This is a genomic window from Nonomuraea sp. NPDC003709 (genome assembly GCF_040610775.1).
GTDB classification, from domain to species: domain Bacteria; phylum Actinomycetota; class Actinomycetes; order Streptosporangiales; family Streptosporangiaceae; genus Nonomuraea; species Nonomuraea angiospora_A.
On sequence record NZ_JBEXMW010000028.1, the window covers coordinates 27647 to 51258 of the forward strand.

17 protein-coding genes are annotated in these 23612 nt (G+C 70.6%); 7 read left to right on the plus strand and 10 right to left on the minus strand.

Annotation, left to right across the window (positions count from 1 at the left end; translation table 11 throughout):
* The first annotated feature begins 250 nt into the window (after positions 1-250).
* On the plus strand, positions 251-1528 hold the full coding sequence (locus ABZX61_RS53835) for a 5'-nucleotidase (RefSeq protein WP_355207875.1): 1278 nt from the start codon (positions 251-253) through the stop codon (positions 1526-1528).
* Positions 1529-1805: 277 nt separating this feature from the next.
* Here ABZX61_RS53835 and ABZX61_RS53840 read toward each other — a convergent pair whose 3' ends face one another.
* On the minus strand, positions 1806-4730 hold the full coding sequence (locus ABZX61_RS53840) for an endo-1,4-beta-xylanase (RefSeq protein ID WP_355207878.1): 2925 nt from the start codon (positions 4728-4730) through the stop codon (positions 1806-1808).
* A 412-nt stretch (positions 4731-5142) separates the two neighbouring features.
* Between ABZX61_RS53840 and ABZX61_RS53845 the strand changes: the two genes are divergently transcribed.
* From ABZX61_RS53845 to ABZX61_RS53855, 3 genes are all read left to right on the plus strand, one after another.
* A complete protein-coding gene (locus tag ABZX61_RS53845) occupies positions 5143-5961 on the plus strand; it encodes a helix-turn-helix transcriptional regulator (RefSeq protein ID WP_355207881.1) in 819 nt (272 codons plus the stop codon).
* Positions 5962-6033: 72 nt separating this feature from the next.
* Positions 6034-6867 (plus strand): oxidoreductase, encoded by an 834-nt coding sequence (locus ABZX61_RS53850; RefSeq protein WP_355207884.1) that lies wholly within the window; start codon positions 6034-6036, stop codon positions 6865-6867.
* A 5-nt stretch (positions 6868-6872) separates the two neighbouring features.
* On the plus strand, positions 6873-7595 hold the full coding sequence (locus tag ABZX61_RS53855) for an SDR family oxidoreductase (protein WP_355207887.1): 723 nt from the start codon (positions 6873-6875) through the stop codon (positions 7593-7595).
* A gap of 48 nt (positions 7596-7643) precedes the next feature.
* Here ABZX61_RS53855 and ABZX61_RS53860 read toward each other — a convergent pair whose 3' ends face one another.
* Positions 7644-10883, minus strand: a complete 3240-nt coding sequence (locus tag ABZX61_RS53860) for a hypothetical protein (RefSeq protein WP_355207889.1) — start codon at positions 10881-10883, stop codon at positions 7644-7646.
* Positions 10880-12271, minus strand: coding sequence for a glycoside hydrolase family 43 protein (locus tag ABZX61_RS53865; RefSeq protein ID WP_355207892.1), 1392 nt, complete (start codon positions 12269-12271; stop codon positions 10880-10882). The genes ABZX61_RS53860 and ABZX61_RS53865 overlap by 4 nt, the downstream gene beginning before the upstream one ends.
* Before the next feature lie 327 nt (positions 12272-12598).
* On the opposite strand from ABZX61_RS53865, the gene ABZX61_RS53870 reads away from it, so the two are divergent.
* From ABZX61_RS53870 to ABZX61_RS53880, 3 genes are all read left to right on the plus strand, one after another.
* Positions 12599-13390, plus strand: coding sequence for an intradiol ring-cleavage dioxygenase (locus tag ABZX61_RS53870; protein WP_355207895.1), 792 nt, complete (start codon positions 12599-12601; stop codon positions 13388-13390).
* Between the two features lie 107 nt (positions 13391-13497).
* On the plus strand, positions 13498-14397 hold the full coding sequence (locus ABZX61_RS53875) for an intradiol ring-cleavage dioxygenase (RefSeq protein ID WP_355207898.1): 900 nt from the start codon (positions 13498-13500) through the stop codon (positions 14395-14397).
* A 126-nt stretch (positions 14398-14523) separates the two neighbouring features.
* Complete coding sequence (locus ABZX61_RS53880) at positions 14524-16506, plus strand: amino acid transporter (RefSeq protein ID WP_355207901.1); 1983 nt, start codon at positions 14524-14526, stop codon at positions 16504-16506.
* A 27-nt stretch (positions 16507-16533) separates the two neighbouring features.
* Here the strand turns inward: ABZX61_RS53880 and ABZX61_RS53885 are convergent, their stop codons facing one another.
* From ABZX61_RS53885 to ABZX61_RS53915, 7 genes are all read right to left on the minus strand, one after another.
* Positions 16534-17442, minus strand: a complete 909-nt coding sequence (locus ABZX61_RS53885; RefSeq protein WP_355207904.1) for a phosphotransferase — start codon at positions 17440-17442, stop codon at positions 16534-16536.
* Complete coding sequence (locus ABZX61_RS53890; protein WP_355207907.1) at positions 17420-17569, minus strand: hypothetical protein; 150 nt, start codon at positions 17567-17569, stop codon at positions 17420-17422. The genes ABZX61_RS53885 and ABZX61_RS53890 overlap by 23 nt, the downstream gene beginning before the upstream one ends.
* Positions 17570-17625: 56 nt before the next feature.
* Complete coding sequence (locus tag ABZX61_RS53895; RefSeq protein ID WP_355207910.1) at positions 17626-20100, minus strand: PEP/pyruvate-binding domain-containing protein; 2475 nt, start codon at positions 20098-20100, stop codon at positions 17626-17628.
* Position 20101: 1 nt separating this feature from the next.
* A complete protein-coding gene (locus ABZX61_RS53900; protein ID WP_355207913.1) occupies positions 20102-20845 on the minus strand; it encodes a TetR/AcrR family transcriptional regulator in 744 nt (247 codons plus the stop codon).
* A 64-nt stretch (positions 20846-20909) separates the two neighbouring features.
* Positions 20910-21836, minus strand: a complete 927-nt coding sequence (locus ABZX61_RS53905) for a BadF/BadG/BcrA/BcrD ATPase family protein (RefSeq protein WP_355207916.1) — start codon at positions 21834-21836, stop codon at positions 20910-20912.
* A complete protein-coding gene (locus ABZX61_RS53910) occupies positions 21833-22858 on the minus strand; it encodes a hypothetical protein (RefSeq protein WP_355207918.1) in 1026 nt (341 codons plus the stop codon). The genes ABZX61_RS53905 and ABZX61_RS53910 overlap by 4 nt, the downstream gene beginning before the upstream one ends.
* Positions 22855-23601, minus strand: coding sequence for an SIS domain-containing protein (locus ABZX61_RS53915; protein ID WP_350725226.1), 747 nt, complete (start codon positions 23599-23601; stop codon positions 22855-22857). The genes ABZX61_RS53910 and ABZX61_RS53915 overlap by 4 nt, the downstream gene beginning before the upstream one ends.
* Between the last annotated feature and the right edge of the window lie 11 nt (positions 23602-23612).

The window sequence follows — 23612 nt, forward strand, 5'->3', positions numbered from 1 at the left end:
GCCCATTTCCCTTTTGTATCGCACCATATTGTTATTCTGCGGTGATAAAACTCTGCCAGGATTCTTCGGCCAAGATCATGAGAGGAATCCTGTGAGACTGTTAACTAGGGCCGGGCACCGGATCAGTGCACTGGTGGCCGTTGTCGCTCTGGCTTCCGGTGCGTTCGCCTCGGGTGCACAGGCCGCCCCGGAATCGATAGTTTTCGGGGCCGCTTCCGCGGCGCCGAAAAGACACACGGGCACCTGCCCGGTGAGCGTGACGCTGTCCACGACGGTGAAGGTGAAGGCGCCTGTTGCGCTGAAGTACCAGTGGACCTTCAGCGACGGTGACAAGAGCAAGATCAAGACGTACCGGATCGGTGGCAAGGGCGTCAAAACCATCCGCCTGTCCACGTCGCTCAAGGTCGGTGGCGATGTCACCGGCTGGGGTGCCGTCCGTGTGATCAGCCCGGCGACGAAGACCTCCAAGAAGGCGTCGTTCGCCGTCACCTGCAACGATGGCGACGAGAACACCGGCGACGTCTTCGACAGCGTGAACACCTCCGTCGAGTACGTCAATGCCAACGCCACGCCGACCCCCACGTCGAGCCCGAGCCCGACCTCGAGCCCGACCCCGACCCCGACCGGGACGGAGACCCCGCTCCCGAACCTGGTGCAGAAGGCCCGCATCGCCTTCGAGCGCACCACCGCGTCGAAGTGCCCGTTGACCTTCAAGCTCCACGGTCGGCTTGACGGGATCCCCGCGGGTGCGCAGTCGATTCAGTACCGCCTCGTCGGTGCCAAGGACTGGAAGACGCTCAACGTGCCGGCCGAACACGGCCCCGTCTACAACGCCGTGCTTGAGACGCTGAACTGGGACCAGGAGTCGACCACCTACTCGGTGCAGATCGAGTTCAACCAGGCCAGCAGGCTCAAGACCAACATCATCTACTACTTCGAGTGCGCCGGGCCGAAGGCGAGCACTCAGATCGGCGACGCCGCCGGCGACATCAAGCGCGACAGCTGGGGCAGCGGTCCACTGGCCGAGCTGGTGGCCGACGCCATGCTCGAATCGGTCCAGCCCGTGTCCGGCGCGCAGATCGCCCTGGTCAGCAAGTACGCGGTCCGCTCGCCGAACGCCGAGATCAAGAAGGGTCCCGTCACGTACGGGCAGCTGTATGCCACGCAGCCGAACGGGCTCCACGTCGACACCTGGTCCATGAACGGCTCCCAGCTCAAGTGGCTGCTGGGGCACGCGAACAAGGAGCGGGGTGTGCTGACCCCGTCCGCCGGGCTGCGCTACAGCCTGGCGAACGGAGAGATCACGGAGATCACGCTGAACGGCGCGCCGGTGACCGATACTCAGGTGATCAAGGTCGCCGCGAACTACATCCTGGCCGGCGGCTGGGAGGGGTTCCCGCAGTGGAAGTGGCCCAACAACAGCGTGGCGCACAACGGGCCTGACGACCGGGGTGCGCTGGCGTCGTACTTCGCCGACCACTCGCCCATCAGCGCTCCCAAGGGGGACCGCGTCACGGTTCGCGGATGAATTTCCTAGGCGTACGCATTCCTTAGGCGTGGCGTGCGCTGTTCTCCGGGCGGAAAGCATTCCGTCCGGAGAAAGTCTGGCTTCTGATCCGGGGCCCGCGCCACGCGAAGATTCCGCGCCACCGTTGGCGCCGACTCCGGCCTCCTCGTCTTCGCCATCTGCGCCAGACGAATATGGCCCCTCTCGACTGCGCAACGAACCCTGGGGTTATTTCACAGTCCGAGGTGGGCATCGGCAGGCCCACCCCGGTAACCGGGCGACGGGAGGGCGGCGCCACCTACCCCTGGGTGAGCCGGAGGACGCCCCAGTGGCTGGTGTCCAGGTAGCTTCGGCCGGTGTTGTCGTTCCAGGTCACGGCGCTGGTACGGGCGGCGCCCGTGGCGTCGTCGACCTGGGCGTCGAAGCCCAGCAGCGTCCCGGGTGCGAGGGTGATCGTGGGCAGGTCGATGGCCGCCTCGACGACGTACCCGCCGGGCACCGTCCTGGTCACCGCCTTCACGTGGTCCTTCACCCCGCCCGCGTCGAACGTCCCGCCGACCGTGATCCGGCCCGAGAAGCTGATCCGGTACTGGCCGTCGTCGTCCTCGTAGCCCTTGGTCTTGCCGTTGCCCGGGTCCACGAAGATCTCGACGGAGTCCTGCTCCCACGGGTTCGGGGACTCCTCGCTCAGCGTCGGATCGGCGACCTGGGCGAGCACGTACAGCGTGGATCCGCTCCACAGCGAGCGCACCTTGGCGGTCGCGCCGGACGTGCCCTGGATCCAGGTCGCGGTGCGGATCTCCGGCGCGGCCGACCAGGCCCGGTCCACGGCGCCGTCGAGCACGGGCGTGCGGTGGGCGGCGGAGGTGAGCTTGACCGCGGGTGCGGCGGTCACCTTCCCCGTCCAGGAGGTGCTCGCACCGGCGGAGTCGCTCACGGTCACGTCTGTGTTGGTGCCGGTCGCGATCAGGGCCTCGACGCGGTAGCCGGTCGGCGTCGGCCGCACCGCCGCCTTGGGGCCGCCGGTTCGTTTGACGACGTACGAGATGCCGTCGACCGTGAACGTCACCCGGTCATCCTTGCCCGCCGTCGGATCCGTGACCTCGGCGAGCACGTACAGCCCCTTGCCCGACGAGCGCGCCTGAAAGCCGGCCGACACGTCGCCCACCCGCGCGATCGGCGAGTCCGGCAGCAGGTCCCACTCGAGGTCCCGCTTGCCGTCCACCTTGGGCGTCCCGGCCGGCGCCTCCAGCCGGCGCACCGGCGGGGCCAGCCGCGACGGGTCCACGACGCCCCAGTAGGCGGGCTTGGCCTGCAGGTCGTCGTCGAACAGCAGCGGCGCGTTCAGCCGCGGGATCGGCCACGACCGCAGCCAGCTCACGTCGTCGGACTCGCCCCAGACGGTCACGGAGCTGAGCTTGGCGGCCTGCCGCCGGAAGACGTCGAACAGCTCCTTGTAGCGGTGGCCCTGCTGGACGAGCAGCTCGGGCGGGATCGTGTCGTACGACGACACGAAGTCCGTGTAGACGCTGACGTCCAGCTCGGTGATCTGCTGGTCCACCCCCAGCGTGGCGAAGCGCTCGATCGTGGCCTCGACGGAGGAGGCGGGCGGGTGCTCGATGTTCAGGTGGAGCTGGTGGCCGACGCCGTCGATCGGCACCCCTTCCGCCTTGAGCCGCTTGACCAGCGCGTACAGGGCCTCGCGCTTGCGCGGGAACTCGGTGTTGTAGTCGTTGATGAAGAGCTTGGCGTCCGGGTCGGCCTCGTGGGCGACGCGGAAGGCGGTGCGGATGAAGTCGAGGCCGGCGATCTCGTACCACTTGGAGCGGCGCAGGCCGTCGGGCTGGTTCTCGTCCACGACCTCGTTGACCACGTCCCAGGCCGCGATCTTGCCCTTGTACCTGGTCACGAGCGTGCGCACGTGCGTCTCCAGGCGCTTGAGCAGCAGCTCCTTGTCGGCGTTCTGGAAAACCCAGTCGGGGGTCTGGCTGTGCCAGGCGAGCGTGTGGCCGCGGATCGTCATGCCGTGCCGGGTGGCGAAGTCCACCAGGAAGTCGCCGTCGGCGAAGGTGAACTCGCCCTCACGGGGCTCGGTGGCATCCCATTTGAGCTCGTTGCCGGGGGTGACGCCGCTGAAGTGCCTGGCCAGCAGCTCGCCGTGGACGCCGAGCGCGTCGGGCCTGGTGAGCGCCGAGCCCATGACGAACGGCACCTTGTCCTTGAGCGCGGGGATGTCGGTCTGGATCGGCTTGGGCTGGATGTACTTCATGGAGAAGTCGTCCAGGTAGAAGGGGAACGTGCCGGTGTCGGACTCGACATAGACGCTGAGGAAGTCGACGTCGTACGCGAGCGTGTACGTGCCGGACAGCTGCACCCACTCCCCCGCCGGCACGTCCTTCGGCGAGACGACGCGCTCGTAGCTGGAGGTGCCGCCGGTCCTGCGCTCGATCGACAGGCCGAGCCGGCCCGCCGTGGCCTCCGGTCCGAGCCGCACCCACACCGACAGGGCGTATTTGTCACCCTTGGCCATCCGGCCGAACACGTTGAGGGCGGGACCGTCCCAGGAGGCAGAGCGACCGCTCACGGCCAGCGAGCGGCTGCCCGCGTGGGCGGCCTCCGCGCTCGGCTGGAGGGTGGCGGCGGCCCTGGGCGCCCAGTCCTGCGCGGTGCCGTCCTCGAAGTCGCTGCTGACGGGCTCGCGCGTGGGGTCGCCCAGCGGGGTGACGACGATGTCGTCCAGGTAGAACTCGCCGGTGGCGTTGGAGCTCTCGGCGTAGAGCTGCACGTCGGCGGACTCGGCGGTGAACAGGTAGTTGCCCGAGAGCCGCGTCCACCCGCCGTCGGTCACGGTGGCCGCCGCGACCCGCTCGTACGTGGTGCTGCCCCCGGTCGGGGTGCGCTGGACGGTCAGCGCGATCGTGGCGGCGGGCCGGCCGCTCACCTGCCGCGCGTACGCGGTCACGGTGTAGCCGACACCCCGGACGAACGGCGCGGCGATGGACGCGCCGTGCCACGTGGCGGTCCGGCCGGTGGTCAGGAGGCTGCTCGTGCCCCCGTGGGCGGCGTCCGGCGTCACCGTGACGGAGACGCCATCGCCCCGTGGCCCCCATCCCTGGGTGGTGCCGTTCTCGAAGTCGTAGGCGAGGTCCGCCGCCGCGTGCGCGGAGAGCGCGGGAACGAGGCATAACAGGGCGGCGGCCACCAGGGCTCGAAGGGTGCGCACGATGCTCCCGATGAAAGTTTCAGCGAAGCGCCGATAAATATCAGGCGGACTGTAGATCGGCGCGCTCCCGTGGTCAAGATCACTCATAATCTTGCAATCGCTTGTTGCAGCGTAATGCAGTTTCACTGCAGGGCATTGACGGAGTGAGGCGGCCGAGTCAGCGTTTCATGCAACCGATTGCCGCACCCCATCGGCGAGGTCGCCCCGGCGCCCGCCGCCATCGTGGTCGCGGCGGACGGTTCGGGCGACCACACGACCGTAGGCGCTGCGCGCCCTCGTCCCGGCCAGAGCCGGCTCGGGCCGCCTGCGCTGAGGCGGCCCGAGCCCGATCAGCTGACGGGGCCGAAGGTGGGAGTGGCGCGGCCACCTTCAGCCCCCATGGCCCCCCCGGGCCTCGCCTAGTCTCGAAGACATGGACAGGGAGAACCCACTCGGCCAGTTCCTGCGGGCCCGCCGCGAGCTGCTCCAGCCGGAGGAGGCCGGCGTGCCGGTCACGACCCGGCGCCGCGTGGCGGGGCTGCGCCGCGAGGAGGTCGCCCGGCTCGCGGGCGTGAGCACCGACTACTACGTACGGCTGGAGCAGGGCCGCGAGCGCCACCCCTCCGCACAGGTGGTCGACGCGCTCGCCCACGCCCTGGCCCTGGAGGAGGACGCGGTCGCGCACCTGCACCGGCTGGCCCAACCGGTCCGGCGCAAGCGCGCGTCGGCCAGGCGGGAGCGGGTCAGCCCGAACCTGCTGCGCATGATGGAGGGCTGGCCGCACACCCCCGCGGTGGTCCTGGGCCGCTGCCTGAACGTGCTGGCCGCCAACGCGCTCGGCAGAGCCTTGTTCGACGGCCACGCCTACAGCGGGGACCTGGTCCGGCTGGTGTTCCTCGACCCGGACGCGCGGGAGTTCTATCCCGACTGGGACCGGGTGGCGGTCAACACCGTCGCCGGGCTCCGCGCCGGCGCGGGCACCGACCAGGACGACCCGCTGCTGATCGAGGTGGTCGGCGAGCTGTCGGTCAAGAGCGAGGCCTTCCGCAGGCTGTGGGCCCGCCACGACATCCGTCAGAAGACCCACGAGACCAAGCGCTTCCGCCACCCCTTGGTGGGCGAACTGACCCTGCACTACGAGTCGCTGACCGTGAACAGCGCTCCCGGGCAGCAGCTCGTCGTCTATCAGGCCGACCCGGGCAGCCCGTCGGAAGAGTCGCTGGCCCTGCTGGGCTCCCTGACCGCCGGCTGAACAACCCTTCACCGACCGCGCCCCGGCCGGGGCGCCATTTCGCCATGCCTATTTACCTGGAGATATACCACTATGTCCGTCTGGTTCATCACCGGCTGTTCCACCGGCCTGGGCCGCGCGCTGGCCACCGCCGTGCTGGAAAGCGGCGGGCGCGCGGCCGTCACCGCCCGCGACCCCCGGCAGGTGGCCGACCTCGTCGCCGAGCACGGCGACCGGGCCGTGGCCCTGCCGCTCGACGTCACCGACAAGGCCCAGATCGCGGCGGCGGTCGAGCGGGCGGAGTCCGCCTTCGGCCGCATCGACGTCCTGGTCAACAACGCCGGGTACGGATACCTGGCCGCCGTCGAGGAGGGCCGGGACGACGAGGTCCGGGCGCTGTTCGACGCGAACGTGTTCGGGCTGGTCGACGTCACCAAGGCCGTCCTGCCGGGCATGCGCGCCCGCGGGAGCGGCCACGTCGTCAACGTCTCCTCGCTCGGCGGGCTGGCCGCGTTCGGGGCGACCGGTTACTACCACGCGACGAAGTTCGCCGTGGAAGGCCTGTCGGAGTCGCTGGCGGCGGAGGTCGCGCCGCTGGGCATCAAGGTCACGATCGTCGAGCCCGCGGCGTTCCGTACGAACTGGTCCGGCCCCTCTATGCGGCAGTCTCCCGTCCGCATCGACGACTACGCGGAGAGCGCGGGCACGCGCCGCGCCTCCACCCTGGCCACCTACGGCCACCAGCCCGGCGATCCGGTGCGCGCGGCCGCGGCGATCATCACCGCGGTCGGCGCGGCCGAGCCGCCGCTGCGCCTGCTGCTCGGCCGGGCCGCGTACGAGATCGCCTCCGCGCGGCTCGACACGCTCAGGACCGGATTCGAGGCGTGGCGCCACGTCACGCTCAGCACCGACTATCAAGGGAACTGACTGATATGACGAAGATTGTCCTGATCACCGGTGCCAGCAGCGGCATCGGCCAGGCCACCGCGATGCGCCTCGCCCGCGAGGGCCACCACCTGGTCATCGGCGCCCGCCGCGAGGACCGGCTGGCCGCCGTCGCCGAGGACATCAGGAACGAGGGCGGCAGCGTGGAGGTGCACCGTCTCGACGTGACGGACCGCGCGGACGTCACGAGGTTCGTCGACACGGCCGCGAAGCAGCACGGCCGGGTGGACGTGATCGTCAACAACGCGGGGGTGATGCCGCTGTCCCGGCTGGACTCGCTCCTGGTGGACGAGTGGGAGCGGATGATCGACGTGAACGTGCGCGGCCTGCTGCACGGCATCGCCGCGGCGCTGCCCCACTTCCAGCGGCAGGGCGGCGGCCACTTCGTCACCGTGGCCTCGATCGGCGCGCACGGGGTGGTGCCGACGGCCGCGGTCTACTGCGCCACCAAGTACGCCGCCTGGGCGATCACCGAAGGGCTGCGCCAGGAGTTGGACCCGAGCATCCGGGTCACCACGGTCTCCCCGGGCGTCGTGGAGTCGGAGCTGGCCGACACGATCACCGAGCCGGGCGCGCAAGAGGCGATGCGCGCATACCGGGCGGCTTCGATCCCGCCGGAGGCCATCGCCGACGCCATCGCGTACGCGATCGGCCAGCCTGCGGAGGTGGACGTGAACGAGATGATCATCCGCCCCGCCAGGCAGCGCTGACGGGGCGGGACGGGGTGGGGGCGCGCCGAGGCGCGCCCCCACGCGGCGTCACGGACCGTAGGCCTTGACCTCCAGGAGGCCCACGGAGTTGCTGCCGTTACCGGTGAGCAGGACCCGCAGGCGGGTCGTGCTCGTGGCGTTGAAGGTGACGCTGTTGTAGGCGTTCTTGGTCAGCGTGTACGCCGAGGCGCCCGGCACGTCCACGTACGCGCTGCCGTTCCAGTACTGCAGCTTCCACGACGCGGGCATGTCGATCCCCTCGTCGTCGTCGAAGAAGTACACCTCGGCCCGGTTCAGGTTCTGGGCCGAGCCCCAGGTCAGGTCCACCCACTGCTGCCCGGTCTCCGGCCAGCAGCCCCAGCGCGGGTTGACGGTGTCGTTGGACGACGGCGGGTCGATCCCGTCGTTGATCGCGGCCACGCTCTCCCACGACGAGGTGTTCGACGCCGACGGCGTGGCCGACGACGCCAGGTTGGTGGGATTCGGCTGCTGCGTCCCGCCCCGGTTGAACACCTTGATCTCGGTGAGCCCCGTCCTGGCCCCGGAGGCGGCCGTGGCCAGCACCCGCAGGCGCTGCGTGCTGACCGCGGAGAACTGCACCACGTTGTAGTTGGCCCGCGGCGCGGACGGTGTCTTGGCCTGGCCGGGCACGCTCACCCAGGCGCTGCCGTTGTAGTACTGGATGTCGTACGACGCCGGCGCCCGGTAGGTGGCGCTGGCCGGGCGGCTGTCCTTGAAGTAGAGCCGCACCTCGTTGACCGTCTTGGCGGAGCCGAAGTTCAGCTCGTACCAGTCCTGCCCGGCGGTCGTGCCGCCCCAGAACGGCTCGTTGATCGGGAAGCCGTCCACCGCGCCCGCGGTGGTGCTGCCCGAGGCCGTGGTGGAGGCCGTGGCGGTGGCACCGGAGGCGAGGTTGGTGAGGTTGGCGGTCAGGTCGACGCCGGCCTTGGCCAGCATGTCGACCATGCGGGCGCTGTTCTGGGTGACCTGCGCGGGCGCCTGCAGCCCGGGCACGGCCACGTGGTAGGTGACGGAACCGCTGGTGGTGACGTCACCGGTGGCCGGATCCCACGTGAACGGCACCAGCGACGACACCGTGGCCGCCCGGTTGCCGTTGATGTAGATCGAGTAGCCCTCGGGCACGCCGGGGTAGCGCACGACGCCGTCCGACGGGTCGTCCCAGACGATGGTCAGGTCGGCGTTGCGGTAGCGCAGGTTGTTGACGGTGAAGTGGGTCCAGCCGATGTTGATCGGCGAGAGCTCCACCTTGGCGTCGTTGCGCGGCCGCAGGCCGGCGACGTCCTCGACCACGGTCCAGTTGCTGCTGCCCAGGATGTTGTGGTGGATCCACGAGCGGTACGTGATGGACGAGCCGTTCCAGTCGGCCCAGAACTCGTTGGCGTCCGGCCACTGGGTGTTGCCGTTGATGTACTGCGCCCAGGCGTTCCAGTAGAGCAGCTTCTTGTACCAGGTCGGGTCGATCCACTCGTTGGGGTAGTTCCGCAGCACCGAGGAGAGCAGGCGGAACTGCACCGTGGAGTTGATCGTGGAGAAGTTGTTGCTGCCGGTGCCCGAGGCCGCCTTGTCGGCCTGGTTGGCGGTGTAGAAGGGGAAGATCGGGTACTGCGCCGGGTCGTCGAACAGGCGCAGGGCCTGCTTGTAGGTGGAGGTGTTGGGGATCGCGCCGACGGCGAACGGGTAGTAGTTGTTGATCTCCTTCCACGGCACCCATTCGTTGGTGGACTTCAGCCGGTGCTCGAAGAGCTGCCTGTTCGGGTTCCACAGCACGTTGACGATGGCGTTCTGGATCTGCGTGGCCAGCGTGCGCATCTCGTTGGCCTTGGCCGTGTTGCCGATCGCGTCGTACGCCTGCGCGGCGGCCAGCGCCCCGCTGTACTGGTAGGCGGACTCGGCGCGGTCCATGTTGCCCGGCTTCCAGTGGAAGGACACGGCGTCGGCGTCGTTGCCGGTCAGGGCGCCCCAGTCGTACTCGATGAGCTTGTTGTTGTCGTGGTCGTAGTAGGAGAGCTGGCCCTTGACGTCCTGCTCGGCGTAGCGGGCCAGGTTCGCGGCGATGGCGGGCTGGCCGCCGTGGATCTGGTAGCTCTTCCAGGCCGCCTCGCCGATGTACTGCGTGTAGCTGTTCGACCAGTTCTCCGGGTCGCCGGGGTTGTCCAGGAAGCGGCCGTTCTTGGAGATCTGCCCGACGCTCAGCCAGTCGCCGTACGAGTAGATCGGGTTACGCAGGTACTTGAGGTCGTCGATGTGCATGGGCTGGGTCAGCGCGATCGCGTTGTTGTAGCCCAGCGCACCCTCGACGGAGGTGGGGAACTGGAAGGTCTGTCCGGGGATGTCCGCGTCCAGGTTGTTGAAGCGCATCAGCCACCAGCGGTAGTAGATGTTCTTCTTGATGCCGGGCTCGGGGACGTCGATGTAGGGGATGTTGTCGGCCCACCACTTGTTGTAGGCGCGCACGTGCGTGGCGAACGCGGTGGCGGGCGTGTAGCCGGCGTAGGCGTCGTAGTCGGTGCGCGAGGCCGGGATCTCGTTGGTGACGAAGCCCATGACGACCTTGACGGTCGTCGTCGCCCCGGCGGCGATCGTGACGGACCTGTTCAGCCCGCCGCTGGAGACGGTGAACCCGTCACCGGTCAGCCTCGGGTAGAGGGTGGTGAGGTTGTTGTAGGCGTTCACCTGGCCGGTCAGCTCGCTGCCGCTGCCGGAGGTGGCATACGGCGAGGTGGCCCGCAGCTGCAGCGTCGTCGAGGCGGAGCCGCCGTTGGTGATGGCCAGGTTGGCCACCGCCACGTTGTTGTCGGTGATGAACTTCGTCTGGTCGATCGTGATCGACCCGCTGGTGTGCCGGCTCTTCCAGTAGCTGGGCGCCTGCCAGCGCGAGTTCACCTGTTCGGTGAACGTGCCGGGGGTGACGGCGACGGTGAAGGCGTTGTTGTTGTTGATGCTCTCCCAGTACGCCACCTGCCCGGCGAAGCCGAGCGTGCCGGGCGTGTGGGTCTTCATGAACAGCGCCCGGCCGCGCGTCATGAGCCACGTGCCGGCCGGGTCGTTGCCCGAGCGGGCCAGCAGCCGGTCCATCCAGAAGTCGGTGCCGGAGCTCTCGGCGTCGTAGATGGCCTGCATCGTGTTGCCGGTCGTGTACGACCCCGGCGGAGCGGGGACGGCCGGGCCGCTGAAGGTCGGATAGCCGATGGTCTGGTCCGCGTGCGCCGGCGCACCGGCGACGACCAATCCCGCCACCAGCAGCAGGGCTAATAGGGCGCGCCTCATGAGAAGGCCCTCCATTCGAGCACACCGGTCGAGAAGCCGGACTTGGAGGTGATGTTCAGCCGCAACCGGGTTGTGTTGACCGAGGTGAACGTCGTGGTGTTGAAGGTGTTGCCCGCCACGCCGCAGGACGACTGGCCGGGCACGTTGACGTAGGCGCTGCCGTTCCAGTACTGCACCTGGCAGGAGGCCGGCAGGTCGATGCCCAGGTCGTCGTCGAACCAGTAGGTCTGGATCTTGGAGATGTTCTGGGCGCTGGACCAGCGGTACTCGATCCACTCGGTGCCCTGGTGGTCCCAGTTGCCGTAGGCGCCGTGGCTGTGGTCGGCCGAGTTCGCCGGGGTGTAGCCGTCATTGATCGCCCCGAGCGTCTCCCAGGACGAGACGTACGAGGTGTACGGGGTGGCGCTGGTCGCCAGGTTGCCCGGGGTGGTGGGGCCGCCGCTGGTCTGGACGACCTTCTGCATGGTGCCGTCGGCGTTGAAGTAGAGCTTGTCGATGGTCACCGAGCGGCGGAAGTTGCCTCCGCCCGGGGCGGCGGCGTTGTGGTAGACCATGTACCACTGGCCCTTGTACTCGATGATCGCCGGGTGGTTGGTGGTCGAGCTGACCTGGTCGAGCACGACGCCGCGGTGCGTCCAGGGGCCGAGCGGGTTGCTGGCGGTGGCGTACCTGATGCAGGCGTAACCCGGCGCGGAGCAGGCTGAGTCGTTGGCCGCGTAGGCGAGGTAGTAGACGCCGTTGCGCTTGAACATCCAGGGGGCCTCCCAGAAGTTCGACACGCCGCTCGGGGTGACGACCGAGCCGTTGAGCGAGGTCATGTTGGCGTTGAGCTTGGCGGCGCGCAGGCCGTAGTAGGAGCCCCAGTACATGTAGACCTGGCCGTCGTCGTCGGTGAAGACGGTGGGGTCGATGTTGAGCGGCGAGGAGTTGGGGGTGCTGTCGCTGATCAGCGGGCCGCCCTTGGCGTCGCGGAACGGGCCGAGCGGGCTGTCGCCGACGGCCACGCCGATGTCCATCCAGCCGGCGCCGTTGCCGTTGACGGGGACGTACCAGTAGTACTTGCCGTCGGCGCCGCGCTCGACCTCGCCCGCCCAGGCGTCGGCGCCCGCCCAGGAGAAGTTCGAGATCGAGAGCTTGGCGCCCTGGTCGGTGAAGTTGGCGGCGTCGGTCGAGGTGAAGACGTGCCAGTCGCGCATGACGAAGTTCGTGCCGCCCGCGGGGGCCTCGTCGTGGCCGGTGTAGAGGTACAGGGTGTCGCCCACGACCAGCGCGGCCGGGTCGGCCGTGTAGATCGAGGTGGTGATCGGCGCGCCCGCGTACGCGGGCGTCGCGTTGCCGAGGATGAGCACGAGTGCCGCGGTGAGGGCCGCTGCCCAGCGTCGTCTCATGTGTTCGCCCCTTACAATCTAGCGATTGCTTTTGTTAGCGCTAACATCACGGACAGGGATCGAAGCGGTGAACCTAAAAGGTTTTCGGGAAAGTAGAACGACCCGACGGGGGCTGTCAATCAGCCACTGCAACTGTGTGCATGGCCTTCCAACTGGGCCTATCTGGCCCGACGGTCGCTGATCAGCTCGCGAGCCATCTGGTTACAGTTTCATAACACAGAAAAGGTTTTCGACTCGACTGTCATCGAGCGCAGGCCGCGCCTCCGTTGAAAGGCCGCCCTCCCGTGAGAGGTTCGTCTGAGTGCAGGAACGCCAGAAGGAACTCCAGTGGGACACGATCACGAAGGTCAGCGGGTCAGCCGGCGGCGGCTGATCACCGGCATCAGCTCGCTCGGGCTCGGCGCCGTACTGTCGGCGCCCGGCGCCCGGGCCGGGGCGGCGTCGAGGACGGCCACCGGGGATCTCGCCTCGCTGCTGGCCGGCTCGCGGGTGTGCAAGCTGACCCCGACGGCGACGCAGGGCCCCTATTACTTCGACGCCGACAAGATCCGCAGCGACATCCGGGAGAACAAGCCCGGCGTGCGGCTGCGGATGGGCATCAGGGTGCAGGACAGCGAGACGTGCTCGGCCATGGGCAACGCCGTCGTGGAGATCTGGCACTGCGACGCCGCGGGGGTCTACTCGGGGGCGGAGAAGGAGTCGAAGGACGACGCCGCCAGCGGCCCTCCCCCGGGCGGCTTCACCGACGTGGCCTTCATGAGCGACATGAAGCCTTCGGACGACTACCGTTACCTGCGGGGCGCGCAGGTCACCAACGCCGACGGCATCGTGGAGTTCACGACCATCTGGCCGGGCTGGTACCCGGGCCGGACGGTCCACATCCACACCATGGTCCACTTCAGCGACCGGCGCGTGCTGAACACGCAGATCATGTTCGACGACGCGCTCAACGCCAAGGTGCTGGCCACGCCGCCCTACGCGGCGCACACCGGGCGCGACACCTTCAACAGCGCCGACAACATCTTCCGGGACGGCATGATGCTGCAGGTCATCGAGGACGGCGACGGCTACCTGGGCACGATCATCCTGTCCGCCGACTCCGATACCGACGGCGGCTGACCCCGTTCCCACTCATGAGAACTTCATCCGCGGTAAAGGAGGTCCCAAGAGGTCCCGTCCTACGGTGAGGTCCGGAACACCACAGCATCCCGGACAAGGACACCATAGTGGGACACGATCACGAAGGTCAGCGCGTCAGCCGGCGGCGGCTGTTCGCCGGCATCAGCTCGCTCGGGCTCGGCAGCCTGCTGGCGGCCTGTTCGAGCGCCGAGGGCACGGCGACCGTCACGACGTCCACGGGCGCGAGCGTGACGCCGGCCGCCACCACGGCCAAGGACCTCACCTCGCTGTTCGACGGGGCCGGCACCTGCAAGCTGACCAGCACGACGACGCAGGGCCCCTACTACTTCGACGCCGACAAGATCCGCAGCGACATCCGCGAGGACAAGCAGGGCGTGCGGCTGCGGGTGGCCGTCAAGGTGCAGGACAGCGAGACGTGCAAGCCGCTGGGCAACGCGGTCGTGGAGATCTGGCACTGCGACGCGGCCGGGCTCTACTCGGGGGCCGAGGCGGCCTCGACCGGCGGGGGCGGCGGCAACCCGCCCGGCGGAGGCAATCCCCCGAGCGGCGCGCCCACCGGCGCCCCACCCAGTGGCGGTCCCAATGGTGGGCCCGGTGGCGGGTCCGGTAACGGTGGGGGCGACATGGCGGATCTGACGCCCACCGACGACAAGCGCTACCTCCGCGGCGCGCAGGTCACCAACGCCGACGGCATCGTGGAGTTCACCACGATCTGGCCGGGCTGGTACCGGGGGCGCACGATCCACATCCACGCCATCGTCCACTTCAGCAACCAGCGGGTGCTGACCACGCAGATGATGTTCGACGAGAAGCTCAACAGCGTGGTCATGGCGAAGTCGCCGTACTCGGAGCACACGGGGCGCGACACGTTCAACGGCAACGACAACATCTACGACGACAGCATGCTCATGAAGATCACTCAGGAGGACGACGGCTATCTCGGGACCATCGTCTTCTCCGCCGACTCCGACAAGGACGGCGCCTAGCCCCGCCGGGCCGGTCGTCCGGGTAGGTGGCGGTCGGGAGGGTGCGGGGAGATTCGCCGGACCAGCCGCGTGGTAGCGTGCCGGACCCCCTAGGGTGGTTTCCGTTCTCGATGAGAGGAAGATCCGGTGAGCGGTACCGGTGGGCGTACGATCCCCGCGGTCGTCGACAGCCCGACCCCTCCAGCGCCCCCGTCCAACGGTCTGGCGCGCTGGTTGCTGCAGCTTCGCGTGCAGCCGACGGGCCCGGAGACGACCGAGGCGCACGCCGAGCCGCAGGCCTGGTGGAAGGTCATGTGCCTGACCGGCGTCGACTACTTCTCCACGCTGGCCTACCTGCCCGCCATCGCCGCGCTGGCGGCCGGCGCCTTATCGCCGCTGGCCACGCTGCTCATCGTGGCGCTGACGCTGCTCGGCATGCTGCCGATGTACCGGCGGGTGGCCCGGGAGAGCCCGCACGGGCAGGGCTCGGTGGCGATGCTGGAGCGGCTGCTGCCGTTCTGGCGGGGCAAGCTGTTCGTGCTGGTGCTGCTGGGGTTCGTGGCCACGTCGTGGATCATCACGATCACGCTGTCCGCGGCCGACGCATCCGTGCACGTCGTGGAGAACCCGTTCTTCCCGAGCTTCCTGCACGGCCACGAGGTCCTGCTGACCTCGGTGCTGCTGCTGGTGCTGGGCGGGGTGTTCCTGCTCGGGTTCAGCGAGGCGGTCGGCGTGGCCATCCCGCTGGTCGCGATCTTCCTGGTGCTGAACGCGGTCGTCGTCGCCGTCGGCCTGGGCGACGTCTTCACCTCGCCGGACGCGCTCTCCCGCTGGACCGACGCGCTGACCAGCGGCACGGGTGGCTTCGGCGGCCTCATCGGACCGGCCGTCCTGGCCTTCCCGCTGCTCGTGCTGGGCCTTTCGGGGTTCGAGACGGGCGTCAGCATGATGCCGCTGGTGGCCGCCGCCGGCAAGACCGCCGAGGAGCAGCTGGAGTCCCGCGTCGCCAACACGCGCAAGCTGCTCACCTGCGCCGCGCTCATCATGAGCGTCTACCTGATCGCGACCAGCTTCGTGACGACGGTGCTCATCCCGGCCGAGAAGTTCCGGCCCGGCGGCGAGGCCAACGGCAGGGCGCTGGCTTACCTGGCGCACGAGCGGCTCGGCGAGATGTTCGGCACGGTCTACGACATCAGCACGATCCTCATCCTGTGGTTCGCCGGGGCCTCCGCGATGGCCGGCCTGATCAACATCGTGCCGCGCTACCTGCCCTCGTACGGCATGGCGCCCGACTGGGGCCGCGCCGTGCGCCCCGTGGTGCTGGTCTACACGGGCATCTGCGTGGTGCTCACCATCGCGTTCGACGCCGACGTGGACGCCCAGGCCGGCGCGTACGCCACGGGCATCCTGGCCATGATGGTCTCCGGCGCGGTCGCGGTGACGATCTCGGCCATCCGCCGCCGCCAGCGGGCCGCCACGGCCGGCTTCTCGGTGCTCACCCTGGTGCTGGTGTACGCGCTGGTGGAGAACATCCGGGAGAAGCCCGACGGCATCGCCATCTCCGCGCTGTTCATCCTGGGCATCATCGCCATCTCGCTGATCTCGCGCGTCTCGCGGACGACCGAGCTGCGGGCCGACCGGATCGAGTTCGACGAGGCGGCGCGGCGGTTCATCGCCGACTCGCTCGACTACGACGGCGCGCTCAACATCGTCGCCAACCGCCGCCAGGCGGGTGACGCGGCCGAGTACGCCGACAAGGAGGCCGAGCAGCGCGGGGTCAACCCGGTCCCGGGCCGGGCGGACATCATGTTCCTGGAGATCGACGTCATCGACCCGTCCGGCTTCAGCGACGTGCTCCACGTGCGCGGCGTGGAGGTGGACAAGTACCGCATCCTGCGCGCGGAGAGCCCGGCCGCGCCCAACGCCATCGCCGCCGTCCTGCTCGCGCTCCGCGACGCCGGGGGCGTGCGGCCGCACTGCTACTTCGCGTGGGCGGAGGGCTCGCCGCTGGTCCACCTGTTCCGCTATCTCATCCTCGGCCGCGGCGACACGGCGCCGGTCGTACGCGAGATCCTGCGCAAGAGCGAGCCCGAGCCCGCCAACCGGCCCGGCATCCACGTCGGCGGCTAGCGGGCTCCGCACGCCCAGCGGGCCCCTTCACGCCCAGCGGGCGCCGAGCCAGGCGAGGGTGGCGCGGCGGGAGTGCTCGCGCCGCTCCCGCAGGTGCGGCGCGTGCGCCGGTCCGGGAAGCACCGCGGTACGCGTCCAGTAGCCCAGGAGCGTCACCAGCAGGGCGTCCACGCCCTCTGGTGCCGCCCGCCGTCCGAGCGGGTGCCCGGCGAAGACCTCCTCCGGGTCGGGGTCCCCGAGCTCGGACTCCAGCAGCAGGCAGACGAGGTCCACCCAGTCCGGGCCCACGCAGGCCCGCCCCCAGTCCACGAGCCGGGCCGTGCCGCGCTCGTCGATGAGGATGTTGTCGAAGCGCGGATCGAAGTGGAGCATCGTGTCGCCGGTGACCAGCGACTCCCATTCCCGCTCGACCTCCGCCAGCCTGGCCAGGTGGCCGCGTTCCCACGCGCCGAGCCGGGCGGTGCCCGGGTCCTGCCACAGCTCGCAGCGGCCCTTCATGCGCGCGGCGACGGTCGGGAGGCCGTCCACCGGCGCCGGGGTCAGCTCCCTGGCGCAGACCGTGAGCAGGTCCAGCGCCGCCGCCAGCTCCTCGGGGCGCCACGGCTCGTGCGGCACCCGCCCGGGCGCCAGTTCGGAGCAGATCAGCAGCCAGCCGTCCCTTTCGTCCGTGAACAGCAGGCGCGGCGCGGGCACCCCGGGAGGCAACGCCGCGCTGACGGCGGCCTCCTCCCGGTAGCCGACCGCGTCCCCGCCGTCCGCCGGGACGGCCTTGACGAACACGCGTTCCCCGCCGGCGAGCGCGGCCACGCCGAGCACGGCGTCCGAGAAGCCGCCCCGCCGCTCCTCGAAGCCGCGCACGGCGCCCAGCCTGCGCTCCACCTCGGCCACGAGCGACGGGGGCAGCTCGGCGAAGTCACGCCGCCGGATCGGCCTCATCCTCCCTGTCCATTTCCGCCCTGCCCACTTCCATGGGGCCCCGATCGAGCGCCAGCTTGGCAATGCGGAATCGGGCGCAGCGCGCCTCGAGCTCGTACACGTCCTGCGGAGTCCACCATTCGATCATGGGCACCAAGGTCATCCCATGCCACCCGATAAAGCGGTCGACTTGGCGGAGACTTTTCACGCCAGCAACTCGACCGTGCCCCGCTCGCCGTCCACCCTGATCCGGTCGCCGTCGCGCACCCGCATGGTGGCGTTGCCGGTGCCGACCACGGCGGGGATGCCCAGCTCGCGCGCCACGATCGAGGCGTGCGACAGCGGCGCGCCCATGTCGGTCACCACGGCCGCCGCGCGGGGGAACATCGGGGTCCAGCCCACGTTCGTGAGCGTCGTGACGAGGATCTCGCCCGGCTTGAGCCGGTCGCCCTCCTCGGGCCCCGAGATCACCCGGGCGACGCCCTCGACGATGCCGGGGGCGCCGGGGAAGCCCCGCACGGTGTCGCTCACCGGCACGACCGTGCCGCGCGCGTCGTAGACGTCGACCCGCCGGGCGGGGTCGGCGGCCCAGCGCACGGGGTCGAAGTGGCCGACGATCAGCGCGGGGTAGAGCGGCAGGGCCGCGTACCGCTCGTAGGTGGCCCGCCGCACCGGCACCCGCTCCAGCGCGGACGGGTCACCCCGCAGCAGGGCCAGCAGCTCGTCGAGGTAGAGGAAGAACACGTCGTCGCCCCGGCCCGACAGCTCCCCGGCCCGTACGGCGAAAGCCCGCAGCACCCAGAACGCCCGCATGTTCTCCGAGCGCGCGGACTCGCGGTCCCGCACGACGGCGTTCCACCGCTGGACCCTGGCGCGCATCCTGGCCTCCTGGCGCGGATAGCGCCCGGCGAAGCGCGCCCACGCCTCCTCCCTGGCCTTCCGCTGCCGGGCGAGCAGCGCCTCGGTGTCGGCCCGCAGGTCGCGCAGGCCCGCGAGCTGGGCGTCGATCCAGGCGTAGTCCTCGCCGGGCCGCGGGATCGACACCTCGAACTCGTGGGGGCCACGATGCCCGTACGCGCGGGCGAACTCGTCCCTGGTGATCTCCCCGCGCGCCAGCCTGGACAGGCCCATCACCGGCCCCAGGCTGGCCAGCTCGCCATCGGTGTTGACGCCGGTCAGCATGGCCTCGGCGTCGACCTCGCCCATCATCTTGCGCAGCCGGTCGCGGGTCCAGACCAGGGTGGCGCCGCCCTGGCGCCCGGCGGCCTCCAGCATGCGGCAGGAGGTGACCATGTGGGGCTTGATCTCGCGTTCCCACAGCTCGGCCAGCTCGGGGCCCGACCCTGTGACGGCGATCGTGGCGCGCAGCTCCTCGCAGCGCCGCTGCGAGGTGTCCAGGAACGCGCGCATGCCCTGGAGGTTGGTACGCACGCGGCGCCGGACGCCGACCGCCATGGGCAGGACCCGCTTGATGATCTCCCAGCGCGACACCGGCACCATGGGGACGCCGAGCCCCGGCGGCAGCTTGCCGAAGATCTGGTCGACCGTGCTCAGCCTGCCGCGCATGCCCAGGGCGCCGGCGATGGAGTGGACGACGCTCAGGTTCATGTAGAAGCGGCCGCCGATGTTGCCGACCATGTCGAAGCCCGGCAGGGCCGAGGCGGACATGGCCTCGTGGATGAACAGCCGCACGAACGACCACGTCATGGGCGTCATCACGTCGGGGATGGCCTCGCCCAGGTTGCCGCCGGTCCACAGGTATTCGCCCTTGAGGCTGTCGTTCCACTCCTCGACCTGCGGCTTGAGGCCGGTGATCGGGCGGGCCTGGACGATGGCGAACCTCCCGTCGCGCCTGGCCCACTCGACGTCCATCGGCGTGCCGTACAGGCTCTGGATGCGCGCGCCGATCGCGGCCAGCTCCACGGCCTGCGCGGCGTCGAGCACGATCGCGCGCCGCAGGTCCTCCGGGACGGGCTGCTCGCGGGTGCCGTCGGGGGTGCGGACGGTCATGACCGTCTTGTCGCTCACCTGCTCCTGGGTCACGGCGCCGCCGGACACGACGACCGTGTCAGGGGTGACCTGGCCGCCGACGACCGCCTCGCCGAGCCCCCAGGAGGCGTTGACGACGGTCTCGTCGCGGGCGCCGCTGACCGGGTTCGCGGTGAACATGATGCCGGCCGCGTCCGCGTCCACCAGCTCCTGGACCACCACGGCCAGCGCCACGTCGTCGTGGGGGACGCCGTTCTGGTCGCGGTAGGCGACGGCGCGCGGGTTCCACAGCGAGGCCCAGCAGCGTCTGACCGCGTCGAGCAGGGCGTCGCCCCTGATGTTGAGGTAGGTGTCCTGCTGACCGGCGAACGACATGTCCGGCAGGTCCTCGGCGGTGGCGGACGAGCGCACGGCCACCGGCACGTCGTCGCCGAGCGCCTCGTACGCCCGGCGGATCTCCGCGGCGAGCCCGGCGGGCATGTCGTGCTCGGCGAACAGCGTCCGCGGGTCCTCCGCGTGCGGGATCTCGTCGCGGAAGGCCGACACGAACGCCCGGTAGGCCTCGGTCGTGATGTGGAACCCGGCGGGAACGGGCAGCCCCGCCCTGGTCAGCCTGGCCAGCGACGCGCCTTTGCCGCCGACGGTCGCGAGGTCGGCGGCCGCGTCGTCGAGAGGGAGTACGGTCTTCACGTCACACGCTCCTTTGCGCCTTTTGCGGCCCGCCCATGGAGGCCGCCAGCCGCTGCTCGGCGATCTCCTGCGCGGCGGCGAGGAAGTCGAGGGTGGCCCGCGCGACGGCCTCCGCGACGGCGTCCGCGTCGTCGCCGGACAGGGTGCCGCCCGTGCTCAGGGCCCGGTCGATGGTGTCGGCCACCAGGAACGCGATCCGGTCGGCGGACTCCTCCGCCTCCATGCGCAGGCTGTCCGGCACGAACAGGAACCCGTACAGGACGGCGTTGGCCACCATGGCGTGGTCGCCCGGCTCCTCGCGCACCGCGCCCAGCTTGACCAGCTCCGCCACGTACTCCTCCAGGGGCAGGCCCATCGTCGGCGACTGGCCCGCCTGCTGCTTCTGGCGGGTGAACTTGCCCAGCAGGTCCGAGTCGCCCCGCATGAGCGCCTGGAGCAGCGGCCTGCGCAGCAGCACGCGGGCGTACCCGCCGTACAGCTCGCCCAGCGTGGCCGGCGTGCCCTGGCGGACCTCGGCCAGCATGAGCACCCGCTCGCGGCGCAGCAACGCGGCGAAGAGCTCGTCGCGCGTCTTCCAGTGCAGGTAAATGGTGCCCTTGGCGACGCCTGCCCGCTTGGCCACGTCGTCGATCGTGGTCTTGCCGTAGCCCCAGCGCAGGACCAGATCGGCGGCGGCGTCGAGGATCCGGTGGGCCCGCTCCATCTGCCGGGCCGGGTCCTGCGGTGGCCGCCCTACCTTGACCATCCGTCTCACCTCATTTGTTTGACCAGATGAGACTAATCGGTCATTAAATTAATGACAAGTTCGCTCAGGGGTGGTCGAGAGTGGTGAAGCGCGCGTGCGCGCCGAGGTCGCCCAGCCGGTCGAGCGCGGCCAGCCAGCTCGCCCCCGCCGCGCCGTCCCGCGCGGTGACCACCTCCCGCCCGGCCAGCAGCGCCATGACCGCCGTGCGTACCGGGCCGTCGGCGGCCAGCACGCCGCCCGCCAGCACGATCGGACCCTCGCCGTGCACACGGCCCGCCGTCGCCACCAGCCGCCGCGCGGCCTCGCCGACGATCTCCGCGGCGCGCTCGTCCCCGGCCGCCGCCGCCTCGGCCACGAGCGGCGCCGCGGCCCCCACCAGCATGCGGTCGGCCTGCGCCAGCCGCACGATGCGGTCGGCGCGCCGCCGCGGCTCCCCCGTCGCGCCGAAGTGCGCGCCGACCAGCTCCACCAGCGGCCCGTACGGCAGGCCGCGATCGAGCGCGCGGACGGCCGCGCGCACCCCGGCCCGGCCGATCCAGAAGCCTCCGCCCTCGTCGCCGAGCAACCACCCGAGCCCGTCGGCGACGGCCGCCACCGCGCGGCCGCAGAAGCGGGCGGCCGCCGCCCCCGTCCCGGCCAGCAGCAGCGTGCCGGACGGCGCCGGGGTGCCGGCCGCGTAGGCGACGTCCACGTCACTCGCCGGCCTGGGCGGGGAGGCGATGCCGCACGCGGTCCAGACGCGCCGCAGCACCTCGGCGAAGCCGTCGTCCGCGCCCGCCACCCCGGCCACCGAGGCGGCCACCAGCGATGGGTCCAGGCCGTCGAGCGCGCGGCGCAGGGCCTGCTCGATCGCCGCCCCGGCCGCCGGGCCGCCGTGCGCGGCCGGGTTGCCGGGGCCGGCGGTGCCGTATCCGAGCCTGGTCCCGTCCGCCGCGTGGAGGGCGGCCCGGGTGGTGGTGCCGCCGGCGTCGACGCCGGCGAAGAGCATCATCGGACCAGTCTCGCCGCGCCGGGCGCGAGGGTGAAGGCCGTGCCGCACACCTCGTAGGCGCCGGTCGCCGGGTCGAAGGCCTCGGTGATCCCGTCGAGCGTGACCTCGACAGGCTCGTCGTGACGGGCGTTGCAGACGAACCGCAAGCCCTCGCCGTAGCGGCCCACCAGGACGTCGCCGTCGTGGTCGGCCGACGTCCAGCCGGACAGCTCCGCCGCCACCGGGCGCAGCCAGCGGGTGTTGAGGTCGCGCACCATGCCGTAGCGCTCGGTCGGCACGCCGTCCCCGTCGATGAGCGCCGGCCGGAAGCCCTCGCCGCGCGCCGGGTCGGGCGTCCAGTAGGTGAAGTACTGGATGCCGGTGTAGCCGTAGGCGAGCGCGGTGTTGACCTGCCAGGCCAGCTCGGCGGCCGTCGGCTCGCGGTGCCCGTCGTAGGCCAGCGTCTGCACGTACATCCAGGCGGGCAGCCCGGCCCGGCGCGCGTGCTCGCGCACGGTCGCCAGGTCGGCGAGGTAGCCCTCGTCGAAGCCGTCAGCCAGGAACGGGTAGCGGTCGAAGGAGAGCACGTCGGGGCGGACGATCCTGGCGAACTCCCCCACGTACGCGTCGTAGGGGCCGGTGGCGTGGCTCGGGAGGAGGTTGGCGTAGGCGAAGGCGCCGGCCGCGCGCACGGCGGCGACCCCGGCCGCCACCCTGGCGAACTGCTCGGCGTGCGGCTCGTCCATGAGGCTGACGCCGCGGAAGGAGCGGAACGGGCGGTAGTCCTCGACCACCCGGCCGATCAGCGGCGCGGGGTCCACGTCCAGGTCGCGCATGAGCACGTCCACGCGCGGGTCCGAGGCGACCAGCACGCCGAGCCCCGCCTCCTCGGCGCAGGCCAGCGCATGTCGCAGGATGACGCGGTCGTTGAGGTAGTTGCCGGTGATGACCAGGTCGATGCCGGCGTCGGCGATCTCCCGGTAGCGGGCGGCCGTCGTCTCGTGGGGCGGCGGCGGCCAGAAGGCGGCGATCGTCAGGTTCACAGCGCTCCTGTCCTGATCCGCCCGGCGTAGCGGGCCACGAGGGCGTCGTTGTGCGCGTCGGCGCCGGGGATGTTGGCCGACAGGTAGACCGGCGGGACCGTTCCATCCGCCTGGAGCAGGCCGATCGCCTCGGCGATCATCAGCTGCACGACCAGCGCCGAGGTGATCGAGGAGATGCCGCAGACCGGGCCGTGCTCGGTCGGCAGGACGGCGTCGCCGTACGGCGCCAGGTTGTCGATCACGATGTCCGCCAGCTCGAACAGCCGCTCCCCCGACGGGTGGCGCGAGGTGATGGCGCCGGAGTGGGCCAGGGAGGTGATCGCGATCAGCGGCAGGCCGCGCTCCTTGACCAGCCGGGCCATCTCCACGGTCGAGCCGTTGCCGCCCGAGTTGGAGGCGATGACGAAGACGTCGGACTTCTCGATCGTGTGCAGGGCCAGCACCTGGTGCGCGGTGCGCGGATCGCGCTCGGCCAGCGGGTCGAACTCGCCGGGGTCGGCCGAGCCCAGCACCACCGGGTCGCGCAGGGTGAGCCGGTTGGTCGGGATGAGACCGCCCGCCCGGCCCGCCACCTCCAGCGCCACCGCCTCCGAGTGCCCCGTCCCGTACGCGTGCACGACGCCGCCGGCGCGCACGGCCTCGGCGATCAGCGCCCCCGACCGCCGGATGGCGGGCAGCTGGCCGGTCAGCAGCCGGTCCAGGCGGGAGCGCGCCTCGTCGGCGAAGGCCATCACAAGATCCATGGATTGTTTCC

Coding starts and splice junctions, on each gene's coding strand:
- ABZX61_RS53845 (WP_355207881.1), top strand. CDS start 5,143: ATGGACAGGGAGAACCCACTCGGCCAGTTCCTGCGGGCCCGCCGCGAG.
- ABZX61_RS53850 (WP_355207884.1), top strand. CDS start 6,034: ATGTCCGTCTGGTTCATCACCGGCTGTTCCACCGGCCTGGGCCGCGCG.
- ABZX61_RS53855 (WP_355207887.1), top strand. CDS start 6,873: ATGACGAAGATTGTCCTGATCACCGGTGCCAGCAGCGGCATCGGCCAG.
- ABZX61_RS53860 (WP_355207889.1), bottom strand. CDS start 10,883: ATGAGGCGCGCCCTATTAGCCCTGCTGCTGGTGGCGGGATTGGTCGTC.
- ABZX61_RS53865 (WP_355207892.1), bottom strand. CDS start 12,271: ATGAGACGACGCTGGGCAGCGGCCCTCACCGCGGCACTCGTGCTCATC.
- ABZX61_RS53885 (WP_355207904.1), bottom strand. CDS start 17,442: ATGAGGCCGATCCGGCGGCGTGACTTCGCCGAGCTGCCCCCGTCGCTC.
- ABZX61_RS53890 (WP_355207907.1), bottom strand. CDS start 17,569: ATGATCGAATGGTGGACTCCGCAGGACGTGTACGAGCTCGAGGCGCGC.
- ABZX61_RS53900 (WP_355207913.1), bottom strand. CDS start 20,845: ATGGTCAAGGTAGGGCGGCCACCGCAGGACCCGGCCCGGCAGATGGAG.
- ABZX61_RS53905 (WP_355207916.1), bottom strand. CDS start 21,836: ATGATGCTCTTCGCCGGCGTCGACGCCGGCGGCACCACCACCCGGGCC.
- ABZX61_RS53915 (WP_350725226.1), bottom strand. CDS start 23,601: ATGGATCTTGTGATGGCCTTCGCCGACGAGGCGCGCTCCCGCCTGGAC.